The organism is Pseudotabrizicola sediminis (assembly GCF_004745575.1).
GTDB classification, from domain to species: Bacteria; Pseudomonadota; Alphaproteobacteria; order Rhodobacterales; family Rhodobacteraceae; genus Pseudotabrizicola; species Pseudotabrizicola sediminis.
The window spans coordinates 142,318-163,305 of sequence record NZ_RPEM01000002.1; the positions used below are offsets into that span (position 1 = coordinate 142,318).

General features: G+C 65.0%; 12 protein-coding genes. 6 read left to right on the forward strand and 6 right to left on the reverse strand.

Going from position 1 to position 20,988, the window contains the following annotated elements; genetic code table 11:
- Positions 1–20 precede the first annotated feature (20 nt).
- Positions 21–2,633, forward strand: a complete 2,613-nt coding sequence (gene secD / locus EEB11_RS03370; RefSeq protein WP_135429008.1) for a protein translocase subunit SecD — start codon at positions 21–23, stop codon at positions 2,631–2,633.
- 291 nt (positions 2,634–2,924) lie between these two features.
- Here secD and zapE read toward each other — a convergent pair whose 3' ends face one another.
- Positions 2,925–4,004 (reverse strand): cell division protein ZapE, encoded by a 1,080-nt coding sequence (zapE, locus tag EEB11_RS03375; RefSeq protein WP_135429009.1) that lies wholly within the window; start codon positions 4,002–4,004, stop codon positions 2,925–2,927.
- Between the two features lie 114 nt (positions 4,005–4,118).
- Here zapE and EEB11_RS03380 point away from each other — a divergent pair, with 114 nt between their 5' ends.
- Positions 4,119–5,726 carry an alpha-amylase family glycosyl hydrolase gene (locus tag EEB11_RS03380; RefSeq protein WP_135429010.1) on the forward strand — a complete coding sequence of 536 codons (1,608 nt, stop codon included), beginning with the start codon at positions 4,119–4,121 and terminating at the stop codon, positions 5,724–5,726.
- On the opposite strand, the gene EEB11_RS03385 is transcribed toward EEB11_RS03380, so the two are convergent.
- Together EEB11_RS03385 and serB are read right to left on the reverse strand one after the other, a co-directional pair.
- On the reverse strand, positions 5,713–6,183 hold the full coding sequence (locus EEB11_RS03385) for a GNAT family N-acetyltransferase (RefSeq protein WP_135429011.1): 471 nt from the start codon (positions 6,181–6,183) through the stop codon (positions 5,713–5,715). The two genes, EEB11_RS03380 and EEB11_RS03385, sit on opposite strands and share 14 nt — an antisense overlap.
- Positions 6,183–7,055: a phosphoserine phosphatase SerB gene (gene serB / locus EEB11_RS03390; protein ID WP_135429012.1), complete on the reverse strand. Its 873-nt coding sequence runs from the start codon at positions 7,053–7,055 to the stop codon at positions 6,183–6,185. Before serB ends, EEB11_RS03385 begins: the two co-directional genes overlap by 1 nt.
- 150 nt (positions 7,056–7,205) lie before the next feature.
- Here serB and EEB11_RS03395 point away from each other — a divergent pair, with 150 nt between their 5' ends.
- The 3 genes from EEB11_RS03395 to EEB11_RS03405 all read left to right on the forward strand — a co-directional run bounded on the left by EEB11_RS03395 (position 7,206) and on the right by EEB11_RS03405 (position 10,889).
- Positions 7,206–8,363, forward strand: coding sequence for a phosphoserine transaminase (locus tag EEB11_RS03395; protein ID WP_135429013.1), 1,158 nt, complete (start codon positions 7,206–7,208; stop codon positions 8,361–8,363).
- 89 nt (positions 8,364–8,452) lie between these two features.
- A complete protein-coding gene (serA, locus tag EEB11_RS03400) occupies positions 8,453–10,048 on the forward strand; it encodes a phosphoglycerate dehydrogenase (protein ID WP_135429014.1) in 1,596 nt (531 codons plus the stop codon).
- A 94-nt stretch (positions 10,049–10,142) separates the two neighbouring features.
- Positions 10,143–10,889, forward strand: coding sequence for a metallophosphoesterase (locus tag EEB11_RS03405; protein WP_135429015.1), 747 nt, complete (start codon positions 10,143–10,145; stop codon positions 10,887–10,889).
- A gap of 44 nt (positions 10,890–10,933) precedes the next feature.
- Here the strand turns inward: EEB11_RS03405 and EEB11_RS03410 are convergent, their stop codons facing one another.
- Positions 10,934–12,037, reverse strand: coding sequence for an MFS transporter (locus EEB11_RS03410; RefSeq protein WP_135429016.1), 1,104 nt, complete (start codon positions 12,035–12,037; stop codon positions 10,934–10,936).
- A 135-nt stretch (positions 12,038–12,172) separates the two neighbouring features.
- Here EEB11_RS03410 and bktB point away from each other — a divergent pair, with 135 nt between their 5' ends.
- On the forward strand, positions 12,173–13,351 hold the full coding sequence (gene bktB, locus EEB11_RS03415) for a beta-ketothiolase BktB (RefSeq protein ID WP_135429017.1): 1,179 nt from the start codon (positions 12,173–12,175) through the stop codon (positions 13,349–13,351).
- Positions 13,352–13,437: 86 nt separating this feature from the next.
- Here the strand turns inward: bktB and pbpC are convergent, their stop codons facing one another.
- A complete protein-coding gene (gene pbpC, locus EEB11_RS03420) occupies positions 13,438–15,474 on the reverse strand; it encodes a penicillin-binding protein 1C (RefSeq protein ID WP_435531094.1) in 2,037 nt (678 codons plus the stop codon).
- A complete protein-coding gene (locus EEB11_RS03425) occupies positions 15,474–20,912 on the reverse strand; it encodes an alpha-2-macroglobulin family protein (RefSeq protein WP_494338049.1) in 5,439 nt (1,812 codons plus the stop codon). The genes pbpC and EEB11_RS03425 overlap by 1 nt, the downstream gene beginning before the upstream one ends.
- Between the last annotated feature and the right edge of the window lie 76 nt (positions 20,913–20,988).

Genomic DNA, 20,988 nt, shown 5'->3' on the forward strand with positions numbered 1-20,988 from the left:
GTGGGTCGTGAGGAACACTCATGTCGAGAACTGTTGTCTGGAAACGACTGTTTATCTGGGCCGTCTGCATCTGGGGGTTGCTGTTTGCGCTGCCCAATGCGTTTTATCCGCAGGTGGAGCGGCACAATGATGCAATGGCGGAGGTGGCGGAGGGTGTGCTGCCTGCGCCGGGCGATCTGGCGGGCTGGCCATCGTGGTTGCCGTCAAACCTTGTGGCGCTTGGGCTTGATCTGCGCGGCGGCGCGCATCTGCTGGCCGAGGTGAACGTGGCCGAGGTGCATGCCGCGCGCATGGACAGCCTGTGGCGCGAGGTGCGCGAGGCGTTGCGACCCCTGCGCGATCAGGTCGGCACCGTGCGCCGCGACGCGGCGGCCCCGGCAGACACGCTACGGGTCGTGCTGACCGAGCCTGCAGGAATGCAGGCGGCGCTGGGCGCGGTGTGGGCGCTGGCTTCGCCGGTGGCCTCGCTGACCGGGGCGGGGCAGAGTGATTTCGTGGTGCAGGCAGAGGGTGCTGCACTGGTGATCGCGCTGTCGGACGCGGAAAAGAAACTGTCGGATGACCGCACGGTGCAGCAGGTGCTGGAGATTGTCCGCCGCCGGGTGGACGAGGTGGGCACGCGGGAACCGACGATTCAGCGGCAGGGCGAGGACCGGGTGCTGATCCAGGTGCCGGGGATAGGGTCGGCGGCAGAGCTGAAGGCGCTGATCGGGACGACGGCAAAGCTGACCTTTCACTCTGTGCTGGGGATGGGAGCGGGGCAAGAGCCGGGCGATCTGCTGCTGCCGTCAGCGGAAGAGCCGGGCGTGGTCTACCGGCTGGAGGCCGAGTCCGTGATCAGCGGCGAGGATCTGGTGGATGCGCAACCCGCGTTTGACCAGACCAACCGGCCGGCGGTGAATTTCCGCTTTGATGCGTCGGGCGCGCGGGTGTTTGGCGATTACACCGCGTCCAATATCGGCAAGCCCTTCGCCATCGTGCTGGACGGCGCGGTGATCTCGGCCCCGGTGATCCAGAGCCATATTGCGGGTGGATCGGGGATCATTACCGGGAATTTCACGGTGGAAGACAGCACCGAACTGGCGGTGCTGTTGCGTGCAGGTGCCTTGCCTGCCGGGATGACCTTTCTGGAAGAGCGGACCATCGGGCCCGAACTGGGGCAGGACAGCATTGATGCGGGCAAGACCGCGGCGGTGATCGGGATGGCGGCGGTCGTGGTGTTCATGCTGGCCTGCTATGGCGGGTTTGGGGTGCTGGCCAATGTGGCGCTGGGGATCAACATGCTGCTGCTGTTTGCCGCGCTGTCGGTGATGGGGGCGACGCTGACGCTGCCCGGAATTGCCGGGATCGTACTGACGATGGGCATGGCGGTGGATGCCAATGTGCTGATCTTCGAGCGGATCCGCGAAGAGCTGCGCGCCGGACGCACGCCGGGGCGGGCGGTGACGGTGGGGTTTGACAAGGCGCTGTCGGCGATCATGGACAGCAACATCACCGGGCTTCTGACGGCGGTGATCATGTTTGCCATCGGGTCGGGTGCCGTGCGCGGGTTTGCGGTGACGCTAGGGTTGGGGATCCTCACATCCATGTTCACAGCCGTGTATGTGACGCGGCTGTTGGTGGAAAGCTGGATGGTCTGGCGCAGGCCAAAGGTGTTGCGGCTGGCCGGGGTGATCCGGCTGGCCCCGGTGCATAGCACGTTTGATTTCTTCCGCTGGCAATGGGTGACGTTTGGGGCATCTGTGGTGGCGGTTGTGGCATCGTTGGTGCTGGTGGCGGTGATGGGGCTGAACTTCGGCATCGACTTCAAGGGGGGCACCACGTTCCGCACAGAATCTTCGCAACAGGTGGATGTGGCGGAATACCGCGCGGCGTTGTCGGGGCTGGGCCTTGGCGATGTGGCAATTGCCGAGGTGTTCGATCCGGGCTTTCCCGCCGGCCAGCATGTCGCGATGATCCGGGTGCAGGCGCAGGACGGGGCCGAGGCGATTTCGGCCGCAACGATTGCGCAGGTTGAAACGGCGCTGCGCGCGGTGGACCCGGGCATCAGCTTTCCTGCGGTAGAATCGGTGGGGCCGAAAGTCTCGGCCGAGCTGATCTGGCTGGCGGTGATGGCAGTGGGGGCAGGGGCGGCGGGCATTCTGACCTATGTCTGGCTGCGCTTCGAATGGCAGTTCGCGGTCGGCACGGTGGCGGCGCTGGTGCATGATGTGGTGGTGACGGTGGGGGTATTCGCGCTGTTCCAGCTGCGGTTCGATCTGACCATCGTGGCGGCCTTGCTGACCATTCTGGGCTATTCGGTGAACGACACGGTGGTGATCTTTGACCGGCTGCGGGAAAACCTTGCGAAATACAAGGAAATGCCGCTGCGCGACCTGATGAACCTGTCGGCGAACGAAACCCTTAGCCGCACGGTGATGACCGCGCTGACCACGCTGATTGCACTCGTCGCGTTGTTGATCTTTGGCGGTGATGTGATCCGGGGCTTCGTCTTCGCGATGCTGTTTGGGGTCATCATCGGTACGTATTCCAGCCTGTATGTGGCCAAGAACATCGTGCTGTTTCTGGGTCTGGACCGCACGGAAAAGGCCGGGCGCAAGCCGACGCACGAGTTTGCCGGGATCGACGCCTGAATTTTGGTACAGCGGGGCTGCGGCCCCGCTGCGCCAGAGTCCGGGAGGCTTAGTGCCCCCGGACCCCCGGTTTTGCGGCGAGATGGACGATTTCCTACAAAGAAGGCCTCGCCTGTTCGTAGGAATATTTTGGGTAGCCTGTGAGAAATGCATTCCTCTGCGGGCAATCCTCTAACAGGGATACCTGCAGAGCAGCATACGCCAACACTTGACAGCGAAGAGCAAAGCAATCCTTGCAGTCACCATGTTGAGCGATGTGTGCCCACCAGTTTCCTTTGGTCGACCCGCACCTTACTGACCCCAATCTGCGCCCTGCATTTCGCGCAACCTGCTGGCAGTGCGTTCGAATTCAAAGCTGCCGGTGCCTTCGGTATACAGCCGTTCGGGTTCATCGGCGGCAGAGCAGATCAGGCGGACGCGCGCCTCATAGAGCGCGTCGATCAGCAGGACGAAACGCTTGGCCTCATTGTAGTTGCTGGCCGACAGCTGCGGGATGTCTTCCAAGATCAGCACGCGGACGGCGGCGGCGATGGCCAGAAAATCGGCGGCCCCCAAGGGCCTTGCGCAGAATTCCCAGAAGGTGGCGCGGCCGATGCCATTGGCAAAGCGGGGAATTTCCACCTCGCGCCCGTTGACCGGCAGTTTCAGCGGCGCACCGGGCGTGCCGCCGGAAAGGTCGGTCCAGATGTTGTCGATCTGCGCGCGGGCCTTGCCTGCGGGGTGAAAATAAACCTGCGCCCCGGACAGCCGGTGCTGGCGGTAATCATTGGGGCTTTCCAGCTCATGAACCGTCAGCCGGTCGCGCAGCATGGCGATGAAGGGCAGAAACAGCGACCGGTTCAGCCCATCCAGATACAGATCTTCGGGGGGGCGGTTCGAAGTGGTGACGATGACAACACCAGCTGCAAACAGCCGCTCGAACAACCGGCCAACGATCATCGCATCGGTGATGTCGGTGATCTGCATTTCATCAAAGCACAGCAGTCGGGTGTCCTTGATGATCGCCTCGGCCACCGGGGCGATGGGGTCTTCGACGCCCTTTTGCCGTGCTGCGTGGATGCCGTGGTGGATGTCCTGCATGAAGGCGTGGAAATGCACGCGGCGCTTTTTCGCAATGTCGGTGGACTGGCAAAACATATCCATCAACATGGATTTGCCGCGTCCCACCCCACCCCACATATACATGCCCTTGGGCGGCACCAGCGGCTTGGCGAACAGGCCCGCGAACAGGCCCGTTCGGCGGGTGGCGTTTTCCTCCAGCCACAGCCGCACCGACTCCAGCTCCGGCAGCACGGCGTGCTGTGCCGGATCGGGGCGCAGGGTGCCTGCGGCGATGCGGGCGTCGTAGATCTGGGTCAGGGTCTGGCGCATGGCGAGTGGTATACATCTGTATGCGAAGAGCGGGCAATTGGGGCAGGTGCCGATTCCGGGTTGAAGGCCAGATTCAAAACGGTTTGAGTGGCGCAAACGGTGCAGGGGACGGCGATGACGGAGTGGTGGCGGGGATCGGTGACCTATCAAGTCTATCCGAGGTCATTTCAGGATACCAATGGCGATGGCATCGGCGATCTGGCCGGGATCACTGCGCGCCTGCCGCATCTGGCGCAGCTTGGTGTGGATGCAATCTGGCTGTCGCCGATCTTCAAAAGTCCGATGGCGGATATGGGCTATGACGTCTCAGATTACACCGATGTCGACCCGCTGTTCGGCGATCTGGCGGCGTTTGATGCACTGGTGGCGCGCGCGCACGCGCTTGGGCTGAAGGTGATCATTGATCAGGTGATTTCGCATTCATCCGACCAGCATCCGTTCTTCCGCGAAAGCCGGATGACCCGCGATAATCCGCGTGCCGATTGGTATGTCTGGGCCGATTCGCACCATGATGGCAGCCCGCCGAACAACTGGCTGTCGGTGTTCGGCGGATCGGCATGGGAATGGGATGCGCGGCGGCGGCAGTATTATCTGCACAACTTTCTGCCCAGCCAGCCGGATCTGAATTTTCACAACCCGGAAGTGCAGGACTGGGCGCTGTCTGTGCTGCGGTTCTGGCTGGACCGGGGGGTGGACGGGTTCCGGCTGGATACGGTGAATTACTATTTCCACGACCGCGAGCTGCGGTCGAACGGGCCGATGCCGCAAAAGGACAACCGCCCGCCGGTGAACCCCTATGACATGCAGGATCACGTGTTTTCAAAGTCGCGGCCCGAAAACGCCGGCTGGCTGGAGCGGTTGCGGGCGTTGACCGATGAATACCCGGACCGGACTATGGTGGGCGAGGTGGGCGATGCGCCGTGGCGCAATGTGGCGATCATGGCGGAATACACGCAGCCGGGGCGGCTGCACATGACCTACAGCTTCGATATGCTAGGGCCGGAATTCACGGCAGGCCATTTCCGCGAAAAGATCGAAGGGTTCTTTCAGGGCGCGCCGGATGGCTGGCCCATGTGGGCGTTCTCGAACCATGATGTGATCCGCCACGCGACCCGCTGGGCTGATCAGGGCGCGGGTGATGCTGTGGCCAAGCTGGCGGCGGCGATGTTGTTGTCGTTTGAAGGCTCGGTCTGTCTGTATCAGGGTGAAGAGGTGGGGCAGGTCGAGACGGACATTCTGTATGACGAGTTGACCGATCCGCCGGGCATCCGGTTCTGGCCCGATTACAAGGGGCGCGATGGCTGCCGCACGCCGATGGTATGGGATGCGTCTGATCATGGCGGGTTTTCAACGGTGAAGCCGTGGCTGCCGGTGAAACCTCCGCAACTGGCGCGCAATGTGGCGGCGCAAGACGGGCTGGCGGGGTCGGTGCTGGAATTCTACCGCGAGATGCTGGCGTTCCGGCGGGCGACGCCTTTCTTGCGCGTCGGGCGGACACGGTTCTTCAACCTGCCCGAACCGTTGCTTGGCTTTGCGCGCGGCGACGGGCTGGCCTGCGTGTTCAACCTGTCGGCCCGCCCGGTGACGCTGGCCGCGCATGGCGCGCTGATTCCGGGCGCGCCGTGCCACGCCGCGCATCTGGAGGGCGAGCGGTTGCTGCTGGGGCCGAACGGCTTTGCCTTTGTGCAGGGCGATGCGCCGTTGCTGCTTAGCGCAGAGTAAGTTTGCGGAAGATACGACCGACTACCTGCCCGGTGACGAGCGCATAGTCCGGTTCGGCCCCGACATCGGTGAAACCCAGGCGGGCGTAATAGGCCAGACCGGGGACATTGTCGGCGCGGATGGCGGCAAAGATCTCGTTGATGCCTTTGGCGGCGCAAAGCGCGCGGGTCTGCGCGAAAAGCTGTGCGCCGATGCCCTTGGCCTGCGTGTGCGGGCTGACAAAGGTGCCGATGTGCACCTCGCCATGGTGTTGGTCGACCGCTTGCCAGCCAAGGATCTGGCCGGCCTCTTCCGCGACGACGCAGGTGAGAGTGCCCGGGCCGTCGATATAGTCGTGGCGGACGGTATCGGGGCTTTTGGGCTGTTCGTGCGCGGTGGTGCCACCGATGGCGATGATGGCATTCAGCAGGTCAGCCATGGCGGGCGCGTCATCTGGCCCTGCGGGGCGGATCATCATCAGGCAAACTCTTCGCGTCGGTAGCCTTGCAGGTATAAAAGCGCCGTTAGATCGCCGTGGTTCACCCGCAGGCTGCACTCTGCGGCGACCGACGGCTTGGCATGCAGCGCGACGCCTGCGCCCGCACGGGAAAGCATGGCAAGATCATTGGCCCCGTCACCCACCGCCATGGCGTCGTCTGGTGTGATGCCCAGACGGGTGGTGATCTGAAGCAGCGCGTCAAGCTTGGCCTGTTTGCCAAGGATCGGATCAGCGACCTGTCCGGTCAGCTTGCCATCCGCGACCAGCAGGGTGTTGGCGCGGTGTTCATCAAAGCCAAGCGTTTGCGCGATGCGGGCGGTAAAGGCAGTGAACCCGCCCGAGACCAGTGCCGCATAGGCTCCGTTGGCGCGCATGGTGGCCAAGAGGGCGGGGCCACCCGGCATCAGGGTGATGCGGTCGCGGATCACGTGGCCAATGGTGCTTTCGGGCAGATCGCGCAGCAGGCCGACACGTTCGCGCAAGGCGGCTTCAAAATCCAGTTCGCCATTCATGGCCCGCGCGGTGATGTTGGCGACATAGGCACCGACCCCCGCCTCATCCGCCAATTCGTCGATGCATTCCTGCTGGATCATCGTGCTGTCCATATCGGCGATCAGCAGGCGTTTGCGGCGGTTGGCGGTGGGCTGCACGCACAGGTCGATGCGCAGGGCCTGCAGGCCTTCCCACGCGTCCCACAGGTTGGCGGGCATCGCCCCGACCGGAAATTCCGCGGCCACGCCCGGATCAAGCCAGATCGCATCGCCGCCGCCCCAGGCATTGCGCAGCGCCTGCACGGTTTCCCGGTCAAGCACCGGGGTGTCGGGGTTGGTCAGCAGGGTGGCGGTGAACATGGGCGGCATCCGTCTGGATAAATGCGTCGCTTTCGCGCAGTGATGCGCCGCATTACGACGATTTTCCCTCTTGTGCCAGAGGGGGCAGGTCTGTAAGCCCGGCGGCGGGACACCCTTCCCCAACGAAGGGCATTTATCTGTGAGGATACCATGGCTGATCTGATCGCCCCGGCAGTGCGCCCGGCAAACCCGCGCTTTTCGTCTGGCCCCTGTGCCAAGATCCCCGGTTTTTCCCTTGATATGCTTGGTGATGCCCCTTTGGGTCGCTCGCACCGTGCCGCCGTCGGCAAGGCCAAGCTGAAAGAAGCCATTGACCTGACCCGCGAGATTCTGGGCGTGCCGGCAGACTACCGTATCGGCATCGTGCCCGCGTCGGACACCGGCGCCTTTGAAATGGCAATGTGGACCATGCTGGGCGCGCGCAATGTGGAGATGCTGGCCTGGGAATCGTTCGGCGAGGGCTGGGTGACCGATGCGGTCAAGCAGCTGAAGCTGGACGCGGCGGTGAAGATTGCGCCCTATGGTCAGATCGTGGACCTTGCAACGGTCGATTTCGATGCCGACGTGGCGTTCACCTGGAACGGCACCACTTCGGGTTGCCGGGTGCCAAATGGCGATGCCATCCCCACCGACCGCCAGGGCCTGACCCTGTGTGACGCCACCAGCGCCGCCTTCGCGATGGATCTGCCCTGGGACAAGCTGGATGTGACCACCTTCAGCTGGCAAAAGGTGCTGGGCGGGGAGGGCGCGCATGGCGTGCTGATCCTGTCGCCCCGCGCGGTGGAACGGCTGGAAAGCTATACCCCCGCATGGCCACTGCCGAAGATTTTTCGGCTGACTGCAAAGGGCAAGCTGATTGAAGGCATCTTTGTTGGCGAGACGATCAACACCCCGTCGATGCTGGCAGTCGAAGATTACCTCGTCGCGTTGAAATGGGCGAAATCGGTCGGCGGCCTGCGCGGTCTGGTCGATCGGGCGAGCGCCAATGCGCAGGTGGTCTGGGACTTCTGCGCGTCGAACCCTTGGCTGCAGAATCTGGCGGAAACCCCAGACATTGCATCGACGACTTCGGTGTGCCTCAAGTTTGCTGATGCGCGGATTGTGGACGGCGAGGCATTCGCAAAGGCCGTCGCCAAACGGCTGGAAAAGGCCGGGGTTGCCTACGACATCGGAGCCTACCGCGATGCGCCTGCGGGCCTGCGGATCTGGTGCGGATCGACGGTGGAAACCGCCGATGTGCAAGCCCTGATGCCATGGATCGCCCATGCCTTCGAAGCCGAAATCGCCGCGCAGGCACAAGCCGCCTGACCGGGATGGCGGGGTGCGCCCCGCCCTACCCCTATCCGTAGGGCGGGGTTCACCCCGCCGCCCCCATTCATATTTCAAGGACTTCCCAAATGGCCCCCAAGGTTCTCGTTTCCGACGAACTCTCTGAAACCGCTGTTCAGATCTTCCGCGACCGTGGGGTCGAGGTGGATTACATGCCCAAGCTGGGCAAGGACAAGGATGCGCTGCTGGCCGTTATCGATCAGTATGACGGGCTGGCGATCCGGTCGGCCACCAAAGCCACCGAAAAGCTGCTGGCGGCCGCCACACGGCTGAAGGTGATCGGCCGCGCCGGCATCGGTGTCGACAATGTCGACATTCCCGCCGCGTCTAAAAAGGGCGTTATCGTGATGAACACGCCGTTCGGCAACTCGATCACCACAGCCGAACATGCGATTGCGATGATGTTTGCCGTGGCCCGGCAATTGCCAGACGCCAATGCCAGCACCCATGCGGGTCTGTGGGAAAAGTCGCGCTTCATGGGGGTAGAGCTGTTCAACAAGACCCTGGGCGTGATCGGGGCTGGCAATATCGGCGGCATCGTCTGCGACCGCGCCGTGGGGTTGAAGATGAAGGTTGTGGCCTATGACCCCTTCCTGTCTGATGAGCGCGCGGTGCAGATGGGCGTCACCAAGGTGGAACTGGATGAGCTGCTGGCGCGGGCCGATTTCATCACCCTGCATGTGCCGCTCACCGACAAGACCCGCAACATCCTGTCGGCGGAAAGCCTTGCGAAGACCAAAAAGGGCGTGCGGATCATCAACTGCGCCCGGGGCGGTCTGATTGACGAAGCCGCGCTTGCCGCCGCCCTGACCTCCGGCCACGTCGCAGGCGCGGCCTTGGATGTGTTCGAGGTCGAACCGGCCAAGGACAGCCCGCTGTTCAACCTGCCCAATGTTGTCGTCACCCCGCATCTTGGTGCCTCGACCACCGAAGCGCAGGAGAACGTGGCGCTGCAGGTGGCCGAGCAGATGTCGGATTACCTGCTGACGGGGGCCGTCACCAATGCGCTGAACATGCCCAACGTCACCGCCGAAGAAGCTGCCGTGATGGGCCCTTGGGTCAAGCTGGCCAGCCATCTGGGTGCGTTCATCGGTCAGATGACGGACGAGCCGATCAAGGCGATCAACATTCTGTACGATGGCCGGGTGTCGGACATGAACATCGCTGCCCTGAACCAGTCGGTCATCGCGGGCGTGCTGAAAGCACAGAACCCGGATGTGAACCTGGTGTCGGCCCCGGTGGTGGCCAAAGACAAGGGCATCCAGATCTCCACCACCCGGCAAGACAAGTCGGGCGTGTTCGACGCTTATATCAAGGTGACCATGGTGACCGACAAGCGCGAACGCTCGATCGCGGGCACCTGCTTCTCGGATGGCAAGCCGCGCTTCATCCAGATCAAGGGCATTAATATCGACGCCGAGGTGGGCGAGCACATGCTTTACACCACCAACGAAGATGTGCCGGGCATCATTGGTTTGCTCGGGATGACGCTTGGTAAGAACGGGGTGAACATCGCGAACTTCACCCTTGGCCGTTCCTCCATCGGGCAGGATGCGATTGCGCTTTTGTACCTCGATCAGCCGATCAACCCCAAGGTGGTGGAGACCCTGGACTCGACTGGCATGTTCCTGCAGGTGAAGCCTTTGGTGTTCGAAGGGGCATGACAGGGCGCGCCGCATTGCTCATCATCTGTTCCTAAATATCCCGGGGGTCCGGGGGCAGCGCCCCCGGGCTTTCCGCTAAAGCAAAGGCCCGGTCATGCAGCCCCGTCACACCTATGCCGTCGGCGATATCCACGGCCATCTGGACCTCCTGCGCGGTGTCCATGACCTGATCGACAAGGACATGGCGCGCTATGGGGCGGGTAAGGTGGTGCATGTCGGCGATCTGGTGGATCGCGGGCCGGACAGCCGGGGCGTGGTCGGCTATTTGCGGCAAGGTCTGGCACAGGGGCAGGACTGGATCGTGCTCAAGAGCAACCATGACCGTCTGTTCACCATGTTCATGGACGACCCCAAGGCCAGCGATCCGGGCCTGCGCCCCGAATACAGCTGGCTGCATCCCAAGATCGGCGGGTCCGAGACGTTGGAGTCCTACGGTGTGCCCAATGCGGCGGACCGTCCGGTGGCAAAGGTCCATGCCGATGCGTTGGAGAGGGTCCCGCAAGAGGATCTGGACTTCTTGGCCAGTCGCCCGGCGTGGCACCGCGTGGACGGGGTGATCTTTGTACATGCCGGGGTGCGCCCCGGCCTTCCGATTGCCGAGCAGGCCGAGAATGATCTGCTCTGGATCCGCAAGGGCTTTCTTGATCATGCAGACCCGTTCGAGGCGTTGATCGTGCATGGCCATACGGCGATCAATGCGCCGACGCATTACGGCAACCGGGTCAACATCGATTCCTCTGCCGCCTATGGCGGGCCCCTTTCGGCCATTGTGATCGAGGGGGCCGACGTGTTCCACCTGACCATAAAGGGCCGGGTGCCGTTGCGGCCCGAGAGTCAGTGACCCAAGGGGTAGCCCCCGGCCCGCAGTAACGGGTCGGGACCAGCTTAGTGCCGCATTTCCGGCAGGCGGCGACAGAGCCGCAGGCTCAAAACCGCGCAGGTGGCAGAAACAGCGGCGAGGATGCCAAAAAAGCCGCTGCTGCCCAGTTGATCCAGCACGGGGGCAAGCAAGACCGGGGCTGCGATGCCGCCGACCAGCCCGGCGGCGATGATGGTGGGGGCGGTGCGCGGGTCATCGCCCATCCGGCGGGTGGCGGCGACGTAGAAGCCGGGAAAGAACAGCCCCGCCGAGATGCCCATGGCCACAAAGAACACGCCGGGGCTGACAAAGACTGCCAGTGTGGCGGAGACGGCAGCGGCCAGCATCGCGCCCACATATAGCAGAAATGGCGCGGTCAGATGGGCGGTGAAGATCAGCACAGTGCGCGCGCCAAGGAAGGCCACGAAAAACGCGCTGAGCAGCTGCGCGGCGGCGGTCTCCGACAGGTCCGAGCGGATCAGCGCGCTGGGGCCAAGGCCGATCAGCGCGGCCTCTATCCCGATGCCGGCGACGGCGAACAGCTGAAACGCCAGCATCGGGCGGAACGGGCCGGCGCTTCCGGCCTGCGGCGGCGGTGCCGCGCGCCCGGCGGGGCCAGCCCCCAGCCAGATCAACGCAGCCAGCCCTGCAACCAGCGCATAGGCCAGGGCGGGGTTTGACCCCAGCCAGACAAAAATCAGCGGGGCGACAATCGCCCCCAGACCAAAGCTGGCGTTCACCAGACTGACCATGGCGGTGCCGCGTGCGCCATAGGCCCGCAGGATGCGCGGGTTGAAGACAACCGTGGACAGCCCGTAACCCGCCCCGAAGATCAGCGCGCCCCCAAAGGTCGCCACTGTGCCCAATGCCGCCGCAATCAGGGCTGCCCCGCAAAGCATGATGCCAAGGCTGATCCGGGGCGAGACATGTGCCCCCCAGCGATACATCGCAGCGACACCGACGGCGCAGCCGATCCAATGCGCCGACACCAGCCAACCCGCCTGCGCCGCGCTGAGCGACAGCGCCCGGCCAAAGGCGGGCAGCGCCGGGCCATACAGCGATTGCCCGGCGCCCATCATGACAAAGGTGGCGATCCCCACCAGCAACAGGCCGGTGTTTGCCCGATTCATGTCTTTCATCATGGCCCGTTTGCGCGTTGTGACGGCTCTCATTCTCTTGGCGCGGGCAGAGTGTCAATCGACGCCGCGTCATCTTTCCCCCCGGCGCGAAATGGCGTTAAGATTGGTGAAATTCAGGAGGTTCCCATGGCCAGCTTTCCGCAAGACGTTTTCATCCTGTCCGCGACGCGCAGCGCGATCGGCGGCTTTGGCGGGGCCCTTGCCGGGGTGTCGCCAATTGATGTTGCCACGCAAGTGATCAGCTCGGCCCTGCGGCGGGCGGGGATTGGCGGGGCGCAGGTAGGGCATGTGGTGATGGGGCATGTGATCAACACCGAACCGCGTGACATGTATCTGAGCCGGGTGGCGGCGATGCAGGCTGGAATCCCTGAAACCGTGCCTGCGATGAACGTGAACCGGCTGTGCGGATCGGGGGCGCAGGCAGTGGTGTCGGCGGTGCAGGCGCTGGTGTTGGGCGACTGCACTGTCGCGGTGGCGGGCGGCGCGGAAAGCATGAGCCGGTCGCCCTATATCCTGCCTGCCGCGCGGTTCGGGCAGAAGATGGGGGACACAAAAGCGCTCGACATGATGACCGGCGCGCTGACCTGCCCGTTTGGCACCGGGCATATGGGGGTGACGGCAGAGAATGTCGCGGCGCAATATGGCATCAGTCGTGCCGCGCAGGATGCCTTTGCGCTGGAAAGCCAGAAGCGTGCGGCGCGGGCGATTGCCGAGGGCATTTTTGCCGCCCAGATCACCCCGATCCGGGTGGAGACGCGCAAGGGTGTGGTGGAATTTGCGGTCGATGAACACCCCAAGGCGACGTCGCTGGAGGCTTTGGCGGGGTTGCGCCCGGTGTTCCAGAAGGATGGCACAGTGACGGCGGGCAATGCTTCGGGCATCAATGACGGGGCTGCCGCACTTGTTTTGTCGCGTGGGCTGTTTCCGGGCGCAAAGCCGCGGGCACGGGTGATGGGCTATGCGCATGCCGGGGTGGACCCCAAGGTAATGGGAATCGGACCGATTCCGGCGGTAGAGGCCTTGTGCGCGAAGCTGAGAATGAAGCCCGGCGACTTCGATCTTGTGGAATCCAACGAGGCCTTTGCCGCGCAGGCCATTGCGGTGAACCGCGAGCTGGGTCTGGATGTGGCCCGGGTGAACCCCAATGGCGGTGCAATTGCGCTTGGCCATCCGGTAGGGGCGACGGGGGCAATTCTGGTGGTCAAGGCGCTGCACGAGCTGGAGCGGACGGCCGCGCGCACCGCGCTGATCACCATGTGCATCGGCGGCGGTCAGGGCATCGCGCTGGCGATTGAACGGGTCTGAGCGCGTTTTGCGCGGCGACCCCACCCCCGGCCCTCCCCCACGATGGGGAGGGAGCCGCTTGGCCCCGGCGGTGCGCAGTGCGCTGATCAGTGCAGCCGCACCCTCGCGCGGGCGGACCTGCCCTGCGCATCAATCACCGACAGGCTGACAAAGCCGGTGCCGGGCAGGGTGAGCAAGGCTTGCCGTGCGCGGTCCTGTACCACGACCGGCACACCATCGGCCAGCCAGGTGAAAGGCCCGGTACCGCCTGCCACCTTGACCATCAGTGCACCATTCAGCAGCTCCACCTCGGCCCCGTCGGGCGGGAAGGCGACGGCGGGCGCATCGGCATCGGCGGCCAGACTGCCCCGCGCGCGAAAGCGTTGCAGCGGTTGCGGCAGTTGGGCGTTGGAAACCAGCAGGGTCGCGGGCGGCGCGGGCGGCTGGGGTTCAAGCCCCGGCGCGATGCGGGCAAAGGCCTGAAACAGCACAGGGGCAGCCAGATCGGCGCCGAACACGCCAGGCACCGGGGTGCCATCGGCGCGGCCCATCCAGACGCCCACCACATGCCGCCCGTCATAGCCGATGGCCCAGGCGTCGCGGTGGCCATAGCTGGTGCCGGTCTTGTAGGCCAGCCGGTTGGTGGGGGCTCCGGGCGGCGGGGCCAGGCCGGCGAGAATGTCGCCGATCTGCCACGCGGCGCTGGTGGACAGCAGCCGCTGGCCCTCGGCGCGGCTGCCATCCATCCGCCAGGTCAGCGGCAGGGCCACGCCGCCGCGCGCGAGGGCGGCGTAAAGTTGCACCATATCGGTCAGGCTGATGCCGATGCCGCCAAGGCCAATGGCAAGGCCCGGTTCATTGCCGGGGATCACGGCGCGGATCGCGGCCTTGTCGAGCGCCGCCAGCAGGCGCGGCGGGCCCATCGCATCAAGCAACTGCACCACTGGCAGGTTCAGCGACAGTTGCAACGCGTCGCGCACCCGGATGGTGCCGCGAAACTGGCGGTCGAAATTTTGTGGTGCGTAAGTGCCAAAGCGCTGCGGACGGTCTTCGATCAGCGTTTCGGGATGAGCGAGGCCTTGATCAAAAGCCAGCCCGTAGATCAGCGGTTTCAAGGTTGATCCGGGGCTGCGCAGGGCCGTGGTCATATCGACAAAGCCTGCGCGCTGATCGGCCTGAAACGCGGCAGAGCCGACAGAGGCGAGGATTTCCCCGGATGTGTGGTCGGCGGCGACAATGGCGATCTGCAACCGCTCGCCCTGTGTGGCGATCACGTCACGGGCGAGGGCTTCGAGGCTGCGTTGCAGGCTGGTCTTCAGGGTCAGCTGGTGCCGGTGCATGATCGGGTCCGCGCTGCGGGCGCGGTCGGCGAGGTGGGGGGCGAGGGTCGGAAACGGCTGGCGGGCGTGGGGCACCGGTTCGGTCAGCGCGCCATTCGCCATATGGTCGGGCACGATGCCGTCGCGCAGAGCGCGGGCCAGCACGCGGGCGCGGGCGGCCACGGCGCGGTCATGCGCGCGGTCGGGGCGGCGCGATTCCGGGGCCTGCGGGATAGCGACCAGCAGGGCAGCTTGCGCAGGTGTCAGACGGCGGGGTTCCTTGCCGAAATAGGCGAAGGATGCGGCGCGCACGCCTTCGAGATTGCCGCCGAACGGGGCGAGATGCATGTAGAGTTGCAGGATCTGGTCCTTGGTCAGCCTGCGCTCCAGCGCCCATGCGACGCGCATCTGGCGCAGTTTGCCCGCCACCGCGCCTGTGCCGGAGGCTTCGAGCAAACGCGCCACCTGCATGGTCAGGGTAGAACCGCCGGAAATCACCCGGCCATTGCGCAGGGCTTGTGCGACCGCGCGAGTCATGGCGCGCAAATCGACGCCTGAGTGGTCATGGAACCGCTTGTCCTCATAGGCGATCAGCATGGCGCGGTAGTCTTCATCCACTTGCGCAAGGTCTACCGCCATGCGCCAGCGACCATCGGCCACCGTATAGGCGCGCAGCAGGATGCCGTCGCGGTCTGTCACCTCGACCGAGGTTTCCAGCGACAGCGGCGGGAGGGTGGTGGCGGTGATCCAGTCGTCAAAACAGTCGCGGGCGAGCCCGGTAAGGAACAGGCCCGCGGCGAGGGCGAAGACGTGTCTGGTCCGCATCACTCGGCAATCGTGATCCGGCCCGTGGCGGACCGGGCGCGGAAGGTCGGGCGGTACATATCTTCGACCGCAGCCGCAGGGTGGTGGAAGGTGCCCGGCGAGATGGCGCGGACGATGTAGCCAAGGCGGAAGCTGTCGGCGTTGGTGCGGTCGATGGCGGTCAGGAAGCGGTCCTGGCGGAACTCGCTGTGCGCCACATCGCCTTCGAGGTTCAGCCAGTCCAGGTTGGCCAATTGTCCGCCCGAAATCAGGTTGGGGTTGTCGATTTCAAACCCGGCGGGCAGCGGGTCGCTGACCATCAGCCGTGCCTCGCCGGTGCCGAAGGGCGTCACCTCCAGCACGGTGACCAGACGGTCGCCGGTGTGAAGGGCTTCCACAGTCGCCGGTTCCCCCGCCAGTGTGTAATAGCTGCGGGTGATGGCATAGCCATTGCCGCCTGCCGGTTCCGGTTTGATGGGAATGCCGTAGGCGGTCACGGTCAGCTGGGTATCGGTCCCGCTGTTGTGCACAGTGACCGGCCCGGTGGCTGCGGTCAGCACCCGGACCAGCGGCCCGGTTGCGGGTTCACCGTTCAGGGTGATGCCCGCCAGCCCCGGCCGGTCGATCAGGGCGTTGGTGGCCATCAGCGCCCATGTCGCCTCTTGCGTCGAAAGTGTGCTGGGGTTGGCCGACAGGCGGATCAGCAGCGCGTCCCGGTCGATTGCCTGCGTGCCTGCATCCACCGCGAGGGTGAGGATGGCGGCGGCGTCGCGAAAGTTGGTGCCGTAATCGGTTCGGAAGGTCTGTTCCGTCTCGGTCGCGCTCAGGGCCAGCAGGCGGTTGCCTGCGCGGCGGAACATGGCGTCGGCCCGGGGCTGGTCGCCATAGCTGGCCAATGCTGCGCCAAGCTGGGCTTGAGCAAGAGCGGTGCGGAAGTCATCGCCTTTGACATCGGCATAATAGCGCAGGTCGCCGATGGCGGCGGCGCCTTCCCGGGCAAGGACCATGAGCGCATAGGCAAGTGCCTCGCCGCCGCCGTTCGATCTCGCGTCGAAGTCTGGGGCGTAGTTCACCTGATTGCGCAGAGAGTCGAGCGCAGAACGGAAGGCGCGGTCGGGCACCGCGTAGCCCTGCGCGCGGGCGCGGGACAGGAAATCGGTGACAAAGGCATCGAGCCACAGATCACCGCTGCCGGGTGACCACAGGCCAAAGCCACCTTCGGCCCCCTGATGGGTCAGGATCTGGGCCACCGCCTGTCCGATGCGTTCGGCGATATTGTCGGCCCCTTGAAGGTCCATCGCTTGCGCGACCTGATCGAAGTACAGCAGCGGCAAAGCCTTGGAGGTGATCTGCTCGGTGCAGCCATAGGGGTAGCGGTCTAGTGCGGCCAGCAGGCCGGGCGCATCCATCCGGGCCAGCGGGCCGATGGCCATGGTGGCCTTGGCCGAACCTGCGGCAAGGCCGGTGAACAGGGTGTCATCCAGCGTGAGGGTCTGGCCTTGGGTCAGGGTCAGGCGGGTGGTGCGGGCGACCTCGGGGTCGTTGGATTGCACCGGCAGGGTCAGAGTCCTGGTCAGCTGCTTTCCGTCTGGGGTGGTGAGGTTGACGATGATAGTCTGAAGGCCCGCCTCCCCGGCGGTGACGGGGATGGCGAGGACGGTTCTGGCCTGATCGCCAAGGTCAAAGCCCGACGGCACCGCGCCAAGCGTGACGCCATTGGCGGTGACATCTAGGCCCATTCGGCCGGACGGACCGCTGGCATGGACGACTTCCAGCAGCATGCGGCTGCTGTCGCCGGGGGCCATGAAGCGGGGCAGGCTGGCGGTTACCACGACCGGGTCGCGCACCAGTACATCGGCATTGGCGTGGCCAACGGCCTTGGCCGACCATGCCACGGCCATGATTTTGACGCTGCCGTTAAAGGAGGGCAGGGGAAATGTGGTGTGGGCGGTGCCATCGGTGCCCACCTGCACTGGGCCGGTGAAATAGGCGACAAGCTCTTCGGTAGGGGGTGGAGCTTGCAGGCGAGCTTGCGCGCCTGCGTCGCCGCCCGAGCGGACGGTGCCTGTTGCGCCGTTCAGCCCGTCGATCAACCGGCCATAGACATCGCGGATGCCGATGCCCAGCTTGCGCTGGCCGAAGTAATGCGCCGACGGGTCGGGTGGGGCGAAAGCGGTGAGGTTCAGGATGCCCTGATCCACCGCCGCGATGGTGACCCATGCGGGTTCACCGTCTGCGATGCCATCGACCTTGACCGCGACATCAAGCGGGCCGCGTGGGGCGGCGTCGGACAGGGTTTCGATGCTGACCGCCAACTGACGCGCGCCGGGATCGACGGCGGCATGGGCAAGGCCAAGCGCGCGGGCCGGGTTGCGGCCAGCCGCCACATCCATCGGGCGCAGCACAGAGGCTGTGACATAGACACCGGCGCCCCAGTCATCGGTCACCGGCAGGGTGATCAGATTTTCGCCTTCCGTCACCTCGACCGCCTGCATGGCGATCAGGCGGTTCGCCAGCACGGTAATCAGCGCCGTGCCCGCCGCGCGGGGCACAACGCGCAGGGTGGCGGTTTCGCCCGATGTATAGGCCGATTTGTCCAGCGAAAGTTCCAGCGTGTCGGGGGTGGCGGTCACATCGGCGGGGGCGTACCAGCCTGCGAAGAACGGGGTAGAGGTGATGGCCCCGTTGACCGACTGCACCCGCAACTCATACTCGCCCCATTGCACCGGCGCAGCGATTTCAACCGGTTGTGGGCCAAGTTGGGCGGTGCCTTCGGCAGCGATGGTGCGCCCGACAACAGGCTCCCAGTTCCAGACACCATAGCTTTGATACCATTGGTAATTGGTCTCGATCCGGGTGATCTGCCACTCTGCCGCCATGTCGGCGGGTTGTCCGTCCGGGCCAAGGCCGATCAGGCTGAACCGCGCCTCTGTCCCTTCGGCGACCACCTCATCGAACAGCGGTCGGACGCCGATCATCGGGGTGGTGGGGTTTATCAGTCTGGTCAGCTGGCGTTCGACCGGGCGGCCGGAGCCTTCGGCGACGCGAACTGTGAAGTGCGCTTCCAGCGGGTGCTGGGGGGCGTCGGCCTCGGGCAGGGCGGGGGTGACGACAGCGGTGCCTGATGCATCGGTCCGCGCGCCGCCAAAGGACTCCATCCGCGCGGCAAAGGGGTCGTCATGCGGGCCGAAAACGTAGCCGGTGAGGCCCGCGACTTCCGACGCGGCGCGCAGGAGCACCTCGCCTTCAATCGCAAGGTCGGCACCGGGGGCACCGAACAGGTAGCGGGCCGTGACGGTCAGGTCCGGCGTATCACCAAGCCGAAGCGTCCGGTCGGGAAGCGACAGGTCAAAGTCGATGCGTTCGGGCAGGAAATCCTCGACCAGAAAGGTCTGGCTGGTGAGGGGGGCGGCGTCGGGGTCGGCCAGCACTTCCAGCCGCCACACGCCGCGCGGGGCGGTGCCTCCGATAGGCATCGCGAAGACATGGCCGCCCGCGCCCGCATCTTCGACCAGAGCGCGGGAGTATTCCACACCATCGGGGCGTTTCAGCCGGGCAGTCAGTGGCAGGCCGGGAACGGCAGCTGCCGTGCTGTCACGGGCCAGCGCTGTGGCGTAGACCGTCTCCCCCGCCCGGTAGGCACCGCGATCTGTGGTCAGGAACACATCGACCGGGGGGGCGGCGGCGCGGCCTTCGACGCCGCGATCCGACAGGTCAAATTCCGGGTCGGTCAGAGACAGGAAGGCCAGATCATGATCCCCATCGCGCGCCACGATCAGCGCCGCAGCCGCGCCGCCGGTGCCGCGTGCCAGACCCGCATCAAACTGCGCATAGCCCATGGCATCGGTGGTGGCGGTGCCGAGGATGTCGTTCGCGGTGGAAAGCAGCTCTACCGTGACGCCTGTCACAGCCTGCGCCGTGCCAAGGCTGCGGACAAAGACATGCACCCCGTCAACGCCCGACAGGGTGGTCAGGCCAAGATCGGACACCACGAACCATTGCCAGGCTGCCGCAGTTTCATAGGGGTCTTCGCCGGAAATGGCGGCTTTCAGCGCGTAGACGCCGGCGGGTTGGCCCTGCAGCGCTTCGCTCAACGGCAGACGGGTTGTGACATCGCGGTTTATGTCCATCCCGACGGTGGCGCTGCCCTGCCAGATTTGCGCGCCGATCTGGCCGTCAAAATCGCCTTCCTGCCAGTTGGAAATCGGCTGGCTGACGTAGCCGTTCTGAAAAGCGCGCAACAGGTTGCGGTCGGTCACGCGGAAGAGGGTCAGGTCCAGCGCGTCGGTGTTGACGGTTTCTACCGGAACAGCCGCGCTGACTCCCTTCGGCAGCACGTAAGACCGGCCCGGAAAGCGCACGGTTGCGGCACGGTCACGGACATAGGCGGTGATGGCAACGGATTTCGCCATTTCCTGCCCATCGGCGGCGGGCAGTCCCTGCCGGAACGTCAGTGCATAGCGCGCGCCATGGACAAGACCTTCGACACACATCGTGCTGTCACCGTCAGAGGTGACGGTCATCCCCGATTGGGGCAGTTGCACGAATGAGTCGTAGTCCACCCCCGCCTTGACCAGATTGTCAGAGAAGGCGGCACAGATCCGCGGGCGCGGCGTATCGGCCTGCACCTCGTGGCTGGTGATGCGGAAGCCGTACTTGCCGGTCGCGGTTTCCAGCGCGCTTGCGGTGTCATCACGCGGCTGAAGTGCCTGCGCCAGACGCAGGGCACCAACGCTGTCGCGGCCCCGGCCAAGCGGCTCCATCGCCTCTGCCATTGTGACAAGGATGGTATGCCGCAGCGGGGCTGCCTCGGCCCGCAGATAGGCGTTGATGGCCGCGGTCAGGCCCTGCTGGCGCAGGTCTTGCTGATCATTGCGGTTACGGCTGCCCGCCAGCAGCGACAGGCGGGCATAGTCAAGCCAGGCCTCGGGCTGATCTGACGCGCTGACGGCGGACCCGGCAAAGCCGATGGCGCTGTCGACATTCCCTTGGCTCAGCGCTTCTGTCGCGGACTGGTTAAGATCTGTGGCGGCATATCCGTTTGCCATATGCTTGCGCCCGAAGGCCTCGGCCTGTCCGCGTGCGTCTTGCAGATCTTGATCGGACAAAAAGCTCAGCTCGCCCCGGCGCGTGGCCGCACGGCTGGCGGAATCGGCAGGGGAGGACACAACCTGCGCGGAAACAGCGCCCTGATAAAACGCCCCCGCCCCCGGACCGGCTTTGAGAAAGCATGATCCGTTGCGGCTGTTGAAGGTGAAGGCAGTGCATTGCGCCGTACTGAGGCAGGCGCGCTCGCAAGACTCCAGCGTGGTGTCGAACAGCTGCGCGATATCGCCGCCAGGAAGGTCGGTGTCCTGCGCCAGAACCGCCCGCTTTTGCGGCACAAGGGGCGAATCCTGCGCCAGGGATGGCATGGCAAACACCATGCAGGCGAGCAGCGCCGGGCCAAAATACCGCATGGCAATACCTCTCATCTGAATGGGTGCATGATGCGTCCGGCGGTCTGGCGGCGCAAGCGCCCTGCAGCCGATGACA

What these genes read in the sequence shown, in the direction of transcription:
- EEB11_RS03380 (WP_135429010.1), top strand. Translation starts at nt 4,119, where the DNA reads ATGACGGAGTGGTGGCGGGGATCGGTGACCTATCAAGTCTATCCGAGG.
- zapE (WP_135429009.1), bottom strand. Translation starts at nt 4,004, where the DNA reads ATGCGCCAGACCCTGACCCAGATCTACGACGCCCGCATCGCCGCAGGC.
- EEB11_RS03425 (WP_494338049.1), bottom strand. Translation starts at nt 20,912, where the DNA reads ATGCGGTATTTTGGCCCGGCGCTGCTCGCCTGCATGGTGTTTGCCATG.
- serB (WP_135429012.1), bottom strand. Translation starts at nt 7,055, where the DNA reads ATGTTCACCGCCACCCTGCTGACCAACCCCGACACCCCGGTGCTTGAC.
- EEB11_RS03395 (WP_135429013.1), top strand. Translation starts at nt 7,206, where the DNA reads ATGGCTGATCTGATCGCCCCGGCAGTGCGCCCGGCAAACCCGCGCTTT.
- serA (WP_135429014.1), top strand. Translation starts at nt 8,453, where the DNA reads ATGGCCCCCAAGGTTCTCGTTTCCGACGAACTCTCTGAAACCGCTGTT.
- EEB11_RS03410 (WP_135429016.1), bottom strand. Translation starts at nt 12,037, where the DNA reads ATGAATCGGGCAAACACCGGCCTGTTGCTGGTGGGGATCGCCACCTTT.
- EEB11_RS03385 (WP_135429011.1), bottom strand. Translation starts at nt 6,183, where the DNA reads ATGATGATCCGCCCCGCAGGGCCAGATGACGCGCCCGCCATGGCTGAC.
- secD (WP_135429008.1), top strand. Translation starts at nt 21, where the DNA reads ATGTCGAGAACTGTTGTCTGGAAACGACTGTTTATCTGGGCCGTCTGC.
- bktB (WP_135429017.1), top strand. Translation starts at nt 12,173, where the DNA reads ATGGCCAGCTTTCCGCAAGACGTTTTCATCCTGTCCGCGACGCGCAGC.
- EEB11_RS03405 (WP_135429015.1), top strand. Translation starts at nt 10,143, where the DNA reads ATGCAGCCCCGTCACACCTATGCCGTCGGCGATATCCACGGCCATCTG.
- pbpC (WP_435531094.1), bottom strand. Translation starts at nt 15,474, where the DNA reads ATGCGGACCAGACACGTCTTCGCCCTCGCCGCGGGCCTGTTCCTTACC.